Annotated in this window: 6 protein-coding genes; all 6 read left to right on the top strand. The window is 63.7% G+C overall.

Annotation, left to right across the window (positions count from 1 at the left end; genetic code table 11):
* Window positions 1–76: 76 nt before the first annotated feature.
* The 6 genes from U9J41_RS10365 (at window position 77) to U9J41_RS10340 (ending at window position 12,509) form a co-directional block, all read left to right on the top strand.
* Complete coding sequence (locus tag U9J41_RS10365) at window positions 77–1,012, top strand: LysR substrate-binding domain-containing protein (protein WP_322402112.1); 936 nt, start codon at window positions 77–79, stop codon at window positions 1,010–1,012.
* Window positions 1,013–1,204: 192 nt separating this feature from the next.
* Window positions 1,205–4,780, top strand: coding sequence for an indolepyruvate ferredoxin oxidoreductase family protein (locus tag U9J41_RS10360; RefSeq protein ID WP_425260266.1), 3,576 nt, complete (start codon window positions 1,205–1,207; stop codon window positions 4,778–4,780).
* 214 nt (window positions 4,781–4,994) lie between these two features.
* Window positions 4,995–8,294: a fused isobutyryl-CoA mutase/GTPase IcmF gene (icmF, locus tag U9J41_RS10355; protein WP_322402111.1), complete on the top strand. Its 3,300-nt coding sequence runs from the start codon at window positions 4,995–4,997 to the stop codon at window positions 8,292–8,294.
* Window positions 8,295–8,336: 42 nt separating this feature from the next.
* Window positions 8,337–8,657 (top strand): hypothetical protein, encoded by a 321-nt coding sequence (locus U9J41_RS10350; protein WP_322402110.1) that lies wholly within the window; start codon window positions 8,337–8,339, stop codon window positions 8,655–8,657.
* Window positions 8,658–8,835: 178 nt separating this feature from the next.
* Complete coding sequence (gene prsT / locus U9J41_RS10345) at window positions 8,836–11,616, top strand: XrtA/PEP-CTERM system TPR-repeat protein PrsT (protein ID WP_322402109.1); 2,781 nt, start codon at window positions 8,836–8,838, stop codon at window positions 11,614–11,616.
* A 116-nt stretch (window positions 11,617–11,732) separates the two neighbouring features.
* Complete coding sequence (locus tag U9J41_RS10340; protein WP_229412768.1) at window positions 11,733–12,509, top strand: N-acyl amino acid synthase FeeM domain-containing protein; 777 nt, start codon at window positions 11,733–11,735, stop codon at window positions 12,507–12,509.
* Window positions 12,510–12,521: the final 12 nt, after the last annotated feature.

Genomic DNA, 12,521 nt, shown 5'->3' with positions numbered 1-12,521 from the left:
CTTGATGACAAGATAGTTTCCATAAATAAACTTCTGGTTTATTTTTTGTAGCCATAAAGATACAAGTATTTACAAAATGGAACTCCGCCAGCTGCGCTACTTCGTCGCCATCGTGGACCACGGCTCGCTGTCGCGCGCGGCCCTGGTCCTGCATGTGGCGCAACCCGCGCTGACCCAGCAACTGCGCCAGCTGGAAGAAGAGCTGGGCGTGCAATTGCTGCACCGCTCGGCCCAGGGCGTGCTGAGCACCGACGCCGGCAAGCTGTTCTACGAACATGCCCTGGCCATCCTCAAGCAGGTCGCGGATGCGCAGGCGGCCGTCGTGCAATCGGCCGAGCGGCCGTCGGGCAGCGTCACGCTCGGCCTGCCGCACAGTATTTCGGACGCCCTCGCGCTGCCGTTGCTGACCGCCATCCGCCAGCGTTATCCGGAAATCACGCTGCAGCTGACCGAGGAAATCACCGGCAGCCTGGCTGAACAATTGCGCGCCGGCCGCATCAACCTGGCCGTGCTGTTCGACGACGGCCAGCTCGGCGCCTTCGTCGCCACCCCGCTCGTCGAGGAAGAACTGCGCTTCATCTGCCGCGCCGACGCCCCCGCCGCCGCCGGCCGCGACAGCCTGACCTTGCGCGCCGCCCTGGACACGATCCTGATCCTGCCGGGCCTGCAGCACGGCGTGCGGCCACGCATCGAAAGCACGGCACGGGCCGCGGGCCTGGCCACGCACGATGTCATCGAGATCAATTCGATCGCGATCCTGAAGTCGGCCATCCTCGCCGGCATGGGCGCCACCATCCTGCCGGTGGCGCCGGTCCAGGCCGAGCTCGAACGCGGCGCCATGCGCGCCCTCGCCATCCGCGATCCGGCCATCGCGCGCACCGTTGTCCTCTGCACCTCGCGCAATATCCCGCTCACCAATGCGGCGGCCGCCGTCAGCCGCCTCGTCGTCCAGGTGGCGCACGGGCTGTGCGCCGAGGGTCTCTGGGTCGGCGCGCGTTCCCTCGACGGCTGATCCGGGCGCGGCCGGGCTGGGCCATCATTTTTTCTTATGGCGCTATCCCCAATCCGTATTTCCGTATACGTCAACTTGTCACTACACTTGCTGTAACAGCCGCCAAAGCGGCATCCGGGCCCGATCCGGCCAGCGCCTACCCGGCGCACCACCGGCACGGGTCCATCTGAAAACACAAAGTTTGGAGACTCCATGCCTGACACCGTCCTGGGCCAGGGCGCATCCGCGTCCATGCCTGCCGCGCCCGCCGTTCCCGTTCCCCTCAAAGACGTCAGCCTCGACGACAAGTACACCGCCACCTCCGGCAAGATCTTCCTGTCCGGCATCCAGGCCCTCGTGCGCCTGCCGATGATCCAGAAGCTGCGCGATGAACAGGCGGGCCTGAACACGGCCGGCTTCGTGTCGGGCTACCGCGGTTCGCCGCTGGGCGGCCTGGACGAGAACCTGTGGAAGGCCAAGGGCCACCTGGAAGCGAAGCGCATCCAGTTCGTGCCGGGTGTGAACGAGGATCTCGCGGCGACCGCCGTCTGGGGCACGCAGACCGTGGACCTGATCGGCCCCGCCAAATACGACGGCGTGTTCGCGATGTGGTACGCGAAGGGTCCGGGCGTGGACCGCTGCGGCGACGTCTTCAAGCACATGAACCACGCCGGCACGGCGAAGAACGGCGGCGTGCTCCTCATCGCCGGCGACGACCATGGCGCCTATTCGTCGACCCTGCCGCACCAGTCCGACCACATCTTCGCCGCCTGCATGATCCCCGTGCTGTACCCGTCGAGCGTGCAGGAATACCTGGACCTGGGCGTGCACGGCTGGGCGATGTCGCGCTTTTCCGGCCTGGCCGTCGCGTTCAAGGCGCTGGCCGACACGGTGGAGTCGAGCGCGTCGGTCGACGCCGATCCGTTCCGCGTGGAGGTGAAGATTCCGCAGGACTTCGCGATGCCGGAAGGCGGCCTGAATACACGGCTCTCGTCCATCCCGCTGGGCCAGCAGGCGCGCAATCAGGAAGCTCTGATGCAGGACTACAAGATCTACGCGGCGCTCGCGTATGCGCGCGAGAACAAGCTGAATCGCACGACGATCGACAGCGCGGATGCGAAGCTCGGCATCATCGCGTCGGGCAAATCGTACGTGGACGTGCTGGAAGCGCTGGAGGAACTGGGCATCGACGAAGCGATGGCTGCAAGAGTCGGCCTGCGCCTGTTCAAGGTGACGATGATCTGGCCGCTGGAGCCGGAAGGCGTGCGCGAATTCGCCCAGGGCCTGGACGAGATCCTGGTGGTCGAAGAGAAGCGCCAGGTCGTCGAATACCAGCTCAAGGAACAGCTGTACAACTGGCGCGACGACGTGCGCCCGCGCGTGATCGGCAAGTTCGACGAAAAGGGAGAATGGGTCGCGCCGCGCGGCGAATGGCTGCTGCCGCCGAAGGCCGACTTCTCCGTCGCCCAGGTGGCGCGCGTGATCGCCGGCCGCATCACCCGCCTGAATCTCGATGACCGCACGCGCGACCTGATCAAGGCGAGACTGGCCTTCCTGGAAGCGAAGGATGCGGTGCTCATGAAAGCCGTGACGACGCCGTTCCGTCCCGCGTTCTACTGCTCCGGCTGCCCGCACAACACGTCGACCAAGGTCCCCGACGGCTCGTTCGCGCTGGCCGGCATCGGCTGCCACGTGATGGCCACGTCGATCTACCCGGAGATGAACAAGCTGACGACACATATGGGCGGCGAAGGCGCGCCGTGGATCGGCCAGGCCGCGTTCTCCGACGTGCCGCACGTGTTCCAGAACCTGGGCGACGGCACCTATTTCCACTCCGGCTACCTGGCCGTGCGCGCCGCCATCGCGGCCAAGGTCAACATCACCTATAAAATCCTGTACAACGACGCGGTCGCGATGACGGGCGGCCAGCCGGTCGACGGCACGACGTCCGTGCCGCTGATCGCGCGCCAGATGGCGGCCGAGGGCGTAACACGCATCGCACTCGTCACCGAAGACCTGTCGCGTTATGAAGACCGCTCGGCATTGCCGGCCGAAGTCACGCTGTACGACCGCAGCAAGATGGACGACGTGCAGCGCGAACTGCGCGACATCGCCGGCGTCACGGTCCTGATCTACGACCAGACCTGCGCGGCCGAGAAGCGCCGCCGCCGCAAGAAGGGCGAGTTCCCGGACGTGGCGAAGCGCATGGTGATCAACGAAGCCGTGTGCGAAGGCTGCGGCGATTGCGGCGTGCAGTCGAACTGCGTGGCTATCCTGCCGAAGGAAACGGAATTCGGCCGCAAACGCGCCATCGACCAGTCGGCGTGCAACAAGGATTATTCGTGCGCGAAGGGCTTCTGCCCGAGCTTCGCCACCGTCGAAGGCGGCACGCTCAAGAAGAACAAGGCCGGCGCCAGCAAGAAGGACGGCGACGACGGCTGGGGCGCGCTGCCGGCGCCATCGCTACCGTCGATCGCGGCGCCATACAACATCCTGATCAACGGTATCGGCGGCACGGGCGTCATCACCGTCGGCGCGCTGATGGGCATGGCGGCCCACCTCGAAGGCAAGGGCGCGTCCGTGCTGGACATGACGGGCATGAGCCAGAAGAACGGCTCCGTCACGTCGCACGTGAAGATCGCCGCAACGCCGGAACGCCTGCGCGCCCAGCGCATCGCCACCGGCGAGGCGGACCTCGTGCTGGGCTGCGACATGCTGACGGCCGGCGCGGCCGACGCCATCTCGAAGATGCGTCCGGGCCGCTCGATGGTCATCGTGAACCTGCACGAGCAGCCGACCGGCACCTTCGCGCAACAGAGAGACTGGGAATTCCCGGCCGACCAGGTCCGTTCGCTGATCGTGGAAGCCGTCGGCGGCGAGGCCGGCGCCGACTTCCTCGACGCGACCAGGCTGGCCACGGCGCTGATGGGCGATTCGATCGCCGCCAACCTGTTCATGCTGGGCTACGCATGGCAGAAGGGCCTCGTGCCGCTGTCGGAAGCGTCGCTGCTGCGCGCCATCGAATTGAATGGCGTGGCCGTCGCGTCGAACCAGCGCAGCTTCCTGTGGGGCCGCCGCGCCGCCGTCGACTTCAAGCGCGTCGAACGCACGGCGATGCCGGCGCAGCCCGTTCTGATCCAGATGCCGCAAAGCCTCGACTCGGTCGTCACGAAGCGCATCGAGTTCCTGACCGGTTATCAGGACGCGGCTTACGCGGCGCAGTACGAAACGCTGGTCGCGCGCGTGCGCGAACGCGAGGCGACGCTCAAGCTGGGCAGCAAGCTCTCGATGGCCGTGGCGAAGTCGTATGCCAAGCTGCTGGCCTACAAGGACGAGTACGAAGTCGCACGGCTGTACACGGACGGCCGCTTCGTCGAGCAGTTGCAAAGCCAGTTCGACGGCAAGTTCAGCGTGAAATTCAACCTGGCGCCGCCGCTGTTCGCGAAGAAGGACGCCAAGGGCCACCTGGTGAAAGCAGAATTCGGGTCGTGGATGTGGCGTGCGTTCAAGCTGCTGGCCAAGCTGAAAGGCCTGCGCGGCACGGCGCTCGACGTGTTCGGCTACACGGCCGAGCGCAAGATGGAGCGCGCCCTCATCACCGAATACCGTGACATGATCGAAGCGCTGCTGCCGTCGCTGGATGCGGCAAACCATGCCGTCGCCGTCGAGCTGGCGGCGCTGCCGGAGCAGATCCGCGGCTTCGGGCACGTCAAGGAGAAGGCCGTGGCCGAGTATCGCGTGCGCAGGCAGGAGCTGCTGTCCGGCGCCGTGAAGAAACGCGCGGCCTGACGATGTGCTGCCCGCCTTTGCCGTAGGGTGGGCTCCCGAGCCCACCATGCGTTTCGATGCGCCGGCATTTGGTGGGTGTTTGATGCCGGGGGCATCAAACACGGGTGCCCACCCTACGGCTTCGACACGATCCCGATCCCATTCTTGACGTTTACGTTAACGTCATATACCGTACAAAGAACCAAAAGTTCGCTTCCGTTTTCCAGGGAACACCATGAACGACATCACGCCCGCCGCCAAGCTCGACCTGCCGGAACACGCCAAACTGTCCAACAAAGTCCGCTTCGTCACCGCCGCCTCGCTGTTCGACGGCCACGACGCCTCGATCAACATCATGCGCCGCATCCTGCAGACGAATGGCGCCGAAGTCGTGCACCTGGGCCATAACCGCTCGGTCGACGACGTCGTCACCGCGGCGCTCGCCGAGGACGTGCAGGGCATCGCCATCTCCAGCTACCAGGGCGGCCACGTCGAATATTTCAAGTACATGATCGACCTGCTGCGCCAGCGCGGCGGCGCCCACATCAAGGTGTTCGGCGGCGGCGGGGGCGTCATCGTCCCGCACGAGATCGAAGAGCTGCATGCCTATGGCGTCACGCGCATCTTTTCGCCGGAAGACGGCCAGCGCATGGGCCTCGTCGGCATGATCCGGGCTATGCTGGAAGCGTGCGACGTCGACCTGTCGACCTATGCCCCGACCACCCTCGAACCGTTGCAGACGGGATCGATCGAGCAGCGCCACCGCCCGCTCGCGCAGCTGATCACGGCGCTGGAAAACGGTAAAGCAAGCACCGAGCTGCGCAAGCGCATCATGGATACGGCCGAAGGCCTGCAAGTGCCCGTGCTGGGCATCACGGGAACGGGCGGCGCCGGTAAATCGTCGCTGACGGATGAGCTCATCCGCCGCATCCGCCTCGACCAGGGCGACCGCCTGAACATCGCCGTGATCTCGATCGACCCGTCGCGCCGCAAATCCGGCGGCGCCTTGCTGGGCGACCGCATCCGCATGAACGCGATCAACCCGTGGAACAAGGATGGGGAACTGCGGGCGCGCGTGTTCATGCGCTCGCTCGCCACGCGCGAAGCGGGTTCGGAGATTTCGCAGGCGCTGCCTGGCGTGATCGCCGCGTGCAAGGTCGCGGGCTTCGATCTCGTCATCGTCGAGACGTCGGGCATCGGCCAGGGCGACGCCGCCATCGTGCCGCACGTCGACGTGTCGATGTACGTGATGACGCCGGAATTCGGCGCCGCATCGCAGCTCGAAAAGATCGACATGCTGGACTTCGCCGACTTCATCGCCATCAACAAGTTCGACCGCAAGGGCGCCCAGGACGCGCTGCGCGACGTGGCCAAGCAGGTCCAGCGCAACAAGGAAGCGTGGAGCAAGTCGCCGGACGAGATGCCGGTCTACGGCACGCAGGCGTCGCGCTTCAACGACGACGGCGTGACGGCCTTGTACCTCGGCCTGCTGCCGGCGCTGGCCGGCTTCGGCCTGAAAACCGAAGCATCCAGGCTGCCCCGCCCCGCCGCCAAATACTCGAGCGGCAAGAACGTGATCGTGCCGCCCGCGCGCACGCGCTACCTGGCCGAAATCGCGGACACCGTGCGCGGCTACCACCGCAACGTCGGCAAGCAAGTCAAACTCGCGCGCGAGCGCCAGCAGCTGACGGAAACGAAGCGCATGCTGGCCGCCGCCAACCGCGAAGTGGTCCTCGACGACCTGATCACGGAACGCGACAACGCGATGGAAGGCGACGCGAAAAAACTGCTCGCGTCCTGGCCGCAGCTGCAGGCGACGTATGCCGGCGACGAGCACGTCGTCAAAATCCGCGACAAGGAAATCCGCACGAATCTCACCTACACCACGCTGTCCGGCAACAAGGTGCGCAAGGTCGCCCTGCCCCGCTTCGAGGACCACGGCGAGATCCTGCGCTTCCTGATGCTGGAAAACGTGCCGGGCGCGTTCCCGTACACGGCGGGCGTGTTCCCATTCAAGCGCGAGGGCGAGGACCCGACCCGCATGTTCGCCGGCGAAGGCGACGCGTTCCGCACCAACCGCCGTTTCAAACTGGTCTCGCAAGGAATGGACGCGAAGCGCCTGTCGACAGCGTTCGACTCCGTCACCCTGTATGGCGCCGACCCGGCACTGCGGCCGGACATCTATGGCAAGGTCGGCAACTCCGGCGTGTCGATCGCGACCTTGGACGACATGAAAGTGCTGTACGACGGTTTTGATTTGTGCAGTCCGAATACGTCCGTCTCGATGACGATCAACGGCCCGGCGCCGACCATCCTCGCGATGTTCATGAACACCGCGATCGACCAGCAGTTGGACAGGTTCGAGCGCGACAACGGCCGCAAGCCGGATGCGGACGAAGCGGCCAGGATCCGTGCGTGGGTGCTGGCGAACGTGCGCGGCACGGTGCAAGCCGACATCCTGAAGGAAGACCAGGGCCAGAACACCTGTATCTTCTCGACGGAGTTCTCGCTGAAAGTGATGGGCGACATCCAGGAATACTTCGTCCAGAACCAGGTGCGCAATTTTTATTCCGTGTCGATCTCGGGCTACCACATCGCGGAAGCGGGCGCGAACCCGATCTCGCAGCTGGCCTTCACGCTGTCGAACGGTTTTACCTTTGTCGAAGCCTATCTCGCACGCGGCATGCACATCGACGACTTCGCGCCGAACCTGTCGTTCTTCTTCTCGAACGGGATGGACCCGGAATACACGGTGCTGGGCCGCGTGGCGCGCCGCATCTGGGCCGTCGCCATGCGCGACAAATACGGCGCCAACGACCGCTCGCAAAAACTGAAATACCACATCCAGACATCGGGCCGTTCGCTGCACGCGCAGGAGATCGACTTCAACGACATCCGCACGACCTTGCAGGCACTCATCGCGATCTACGACAATTGCAACTCGCTGCACACGAATGCGTACGACGAGGCGATCACGACGCCGACCGACGAATCCGTGCGCCGCGCGTTGGCCATTCAATTGATCATCAACCGAGAATGGGGCCTGGCCAAGAACGAGAATCCGAACCAGGGCTCGTTCATCCTCGAGGAATTGACGGACCTCGTCGAGGAGACCGTGCTGCAGGAATTCGAGCGCATCGCCGAGCGCGGCGGCGTGCTGGGCGCGATGGAGACGGGCTATCAGCGCGGCAAGATCCAGGAAGAGTCGATGCTGTACGAGCACCGCAAGCACGATGGCTCGCTGCCCATCGTCGGCGTCAACACCTTCCGCAATCCCAAGGGCGCCCAGGCACCGGCGACGATCGAACTGGCGCGCTCCACGGACGACGAAAAGCAGTCGCAGCTCACGCGTTTGGAAGACTTCCACCAGCGCCACGCGGACGCGGCACCGGCCGCCCTTGCCGCACTGCAGCAAGCCGCCATCGACAACGAGAACGTGTTTGCGCGCCTGATGGACGCCGTGCGCGTGTGTTCCTTGGGCCAGATCACGACGGCGCTGTTCGAGGTCGGCGGACAATATCGTCGCAATATGTGAGCCCCCCGGTAGAATGGTTCCGGGACCACCACGGAGCCATTCATGCCGATCCAGCCGGAACAACTCGCCGCCCTCATGCGCGAAGTCGAACAGGAAGATCCGATCGACTTCGCGGACCTGCCCTTCCCCGACGACGACCTGCGCCAGCTGGTCGCCAGCCACCTGTGCGAGATGGCTGCCTCCATGGAAAATTTCAGTACCGAAGATCGCCTGATGACCCTGCTGGCCGTGTCGGCCAAGCTCGTGCTCGAGAATCTGGTATTGCACGTGCAATTGTTACGTCGCCATGGCTTGCCCGTCGGGGACAATGTCGAAGCCCTGCTGAGCCGCCTGCGCAAGGGCGGCAGCGGCCCGGAAAAGTAAGATGAGCGTCATATCCACGAGATATCGCGTCAAAAGGGGGCGACTTCTACCACTTTGATGGGGGGATTTGCAACAAGACGTCCAACTTGTACGGCTTTGTTACTATTCCTTCAGGTATTATTGTTGAAGAGGAATCCGCACACCAATGCGGACATGATCCATATCTCGAGGAATCCAGATGCCGCGTCACCCGAACAAGCTCAAACTCACTGCTGCCATCCTGTCCGGCGCTTTCATAGTAGCAGGGCTGTCCGCCTGCGGTCGCTCCACGCAGTCGACCGAACAGCTGCTGACAGATGCCAAACAGTACCAGCAGAAGGGCGACCTGAAGTCGGCAATGATTCAGCTCAAGAATGCCGTCGAAAAGAGCCCGGAAAACGGCGAAGCGCGCATCGAGCTGGGCACCCTGGAACTCGGCATGGGCGATTTCCCCTCGGCCGAAAAGGAATTCCGTAAAGCCCGCTCGGTCGGTATCGCGGCCGACCGCGTGCTGCCCCTGCTGAGCAAGGCGATGTCGCAGCAAGGCAAATTCAAGGAAATCCTCGACGACGTCACGCCAGAGGCGGCCGCCAAGTCGGCGCCGCTGCTGGCGCTGCGCGGCGAAGCCCTGCTGGCAACCGGCAAGCTCGACGAGGCAAAACAGGCGTTCGACCAGGCCCTGGCGCTGAACGCCAATTCGGGCGATGCGTTGCTCGGCCTGGCGCGCTATGCCGTCGCCAAGCACGACAGGGATGCCGCCACCCACTATATCGATGAGGCGGTGGCCAAGGATCCGAAGAATCCGGATGTCTTCATGGCGCGCGGCACCATGCTGCGCACGCAGGGCAAGGCCGACGAGGCGATCGCCGCCTTCGATCAGGCGCTGGCGTTGAATCCGCACCATCGTACCGCGCATATCGAAAAAGCGTACATCGACATCACCCGCGGCAAGTTCCCGGATGCAAAGAAGGAAATCGATGCCGCTGAGAAGAATGCTCCGGGCAATCTACTCGTCACTTATACCCGTGCGCTGTACGAATTCTCGCAAGGTAAATACCAGGCGGCCCAGGACGCCCTGCAACGCGTACTGAAAGTCGCACCCGACCACATGCCCAGCATCCTGCTGACCGGCGCATCCGAACTGAATCTCGGCTCCCTGCAACAGGCCGACCAGCACCTGCGTAAATATCTGGAAAGCAATCCGGACGACGTCTATGCCCGCAAGCTGCTGGCACAAGTCCAGCTCAGGAGCGCCCAGCCGGCCGATGCGGCCGTCACGCTGGCACCGGCCCTCAAGAGCGCGGCGGACGATCCGCAGGTCCTGGCGCTGGCCGGCGAAACCTATATGCAGGTACATGACTTCAACAAAGCCAGTGCCTACCTGGAAAAAGCCGCCGTGCTGGCGCCCAAGGCGGCCGGCCTGCGCACCTCGCTCGGCCTGTCCAAGCTGGCCCAGGGCGACCAGGCACGCGGCCTGTCCGAACTGGAAATGGCCACGGAGCTCGATCCGAAGTCGGCGCACGCCACAATGGCCCTGGTCCAGACGGAAGTCAGCCTCAAGCATTACGACAAGGCCCTGGCCGCCATCGATGCCCTCGAGAAGCAGCAGCCCGACAATCCCCAGGTGCTGACGCTGAAAGGTGCGGTCAACATGGTGAGGGGCGATATTCCCGCCGCCCGCGCCGCGCTGGACAAGGCCGTGGCCATTCAGCCGACCTTCATTCCGGCCGTGCAGAACCTGGCACGCCTGGACCTCGTCGAAAAGAAACCCGACGCCGCCAAGCAGCGCTACGAAAAAGTCCTGCAGAAGGAACCGAACAACGCCGATGCGATGCGCGCCCTGGGTGAACTGGCAATGATGCAGAATCATGCCGACGAGGCGACGACGTGGTTCGAGAAAGCCAGCAATTCGAATCCGAATTCGGTGGTCCCCGCGATCACGCTCGGCCGGCACTACCTGCGTACGGGACAGCCACAGAAAGCCCTGACCCTGGCACGCAAGTTCCAGACCGCCAACCCGACCAATCCCGAACTGGTCGAACTGCTGGGCCAGGCCCAGATCGCCAACAAGGACACGTCCGGCGCGCTGGAAACCTACAGCAAGCTGGTGAACCTGGTGCCGAAATCGGCCGCGCCGCACCTGCGCCTGGCCGGTGTGCACATGCTGATGCAGAACAATAATGCCGCCGCCGATGACCTCAAGCGCGCCATCGAGCTGCAGCCGGACCTGATCGCCGCCCGCCTCGCCCAGGTCGAGCTGTCCATGCGCATGGGCCACGCGGACGAGGCGCTTGCCATGGCCCGCGAGATCCAGAAGACCAACGCCAAGTCGCCCGTCGGCTATGCGACGGAAGGCGACGTGCTGATGGCGCAGAAGAAGCCGGCGCAAGCGTTGCCGGCCTACGACAAGGCCCTGGCGCTCGACAAGGCACCGCAAATCTTCGTGAAATCCCTGCAAGCCATGACGCTGGCCGGCAAAGGCAAGGAAGCGCAGGCACGCGCGGCGCAGTGGCTCAAGGACCACCCGGATGACGTCCTGACCGGCATGTACGTGTCCGAGAACAGCCTGGCCGCCAAGGATTACAAGGCGGCGATCGCGCGCCTGGAAGACATCGTCAAGCGCCTCCCGAACAACGCCGCCGCGCTGAACAACCTGGCCTACGCTTACCAACAAGAAAAAGATCCGCGTGCCCTCGCGACTGCCGAGCAGGCATTCAAGCTGGCGGACAACAACCCCGGCATCATGGACACGCTGGGCTGGCTGCTGGTCGAGCAGGGCAATACGGCCCGCGGCGTACCGTTGCTGCAGAAGGCCAGCGGCATGGCGCCGAACTCGTCGGAAGTGCGCTACCACCTGGCGGTGGGCCTGAGCAAATCCGGGGACAAGGCGGGCGCGCGCAAGGAGCTCGACAAGCTTCTGGCGACCGATAAATCGTTCGCCCAGGCGGATGACGCGCGCGCATTGCTAAAGGCTTTGTAAGAAGCTAATATACATTAATAATTAAATAATAATCCGTGCCCGGCAGCGCCAGGGCCGGGGTCCGGAACTTCCGTCCGCCGTACGCGGGCGTTTTTAAACAATTGGGGAATCCTGCGATGACGACTTTCGACGATTTCAAGGATCCAGAGGGTAGTTCTGCCGCATCCCTATCGGACGCTCATGATTTCAGCGATCGCGATAATATGACGCCCTCGCAATATGAGGATGTCATCGTGAACCACGATTCGTATGGAATCCGGCTTACCGATACTGCGGACGGGCGAAATTCGGCAAGTATGCTGATCAACAAGATGTATGCCTGGCGTGGTTACTCCGGGACGCACCAATTCAGCGACGACCCGAATCGCATTACCCTCACCGCCACCGACAAGGGCGACGTGGTCGGTACGCTCACGATCGGTATCGACTCGCCGATCGGCCTGATGGCAGACCAGATCTTCAAGGAGGAGCTGGACGCACACCGCAACTATGGCGCGCGCCTGTGCGAGTTCACGAAGCTGGCGTTCGACCCGTCGGTACGTTCGAAGACTTCGCTGGCCAACCTGTTTCACCTGGCCGTGATCTACGCCCGCGACATCCACCAATGTACGGATATCGTCATCGAAGTGAATCCGCGCCATCGCCGTTTTTACGAACGCATGCTCGGTTTCCAGCAGGAGGGCGAACTGAAAATCAACCCGCGCGTCGAGGCACCGGCCTACCTGTTGCGGGTAAATCTGGAATTTGTAACGGAACAGATCCAGAAATTCGGCGGCACTTTCAGCGCCGATAACAACGTGTCCGAACGTTCGTTTTATCCCTATTTCTTCTCGCCGCGCGAAGAACGAGGCATCATCAATCGCCTCCTGCGCATGGACGAACAGCACGCATAAAAAGGGCTGTGC

Source organism: Massilia luteola, from assembly GCF_034420155.1.
Lineage (GTDB): Bacteria > Pseudomonadota > Gammaproteobacteria > Burkholderiales > Burkholderiaceae_D > Telluria > Telluria luteola.
This window is presented reverse-complemented; position numbering and strand designations above follow the sequence as displayed.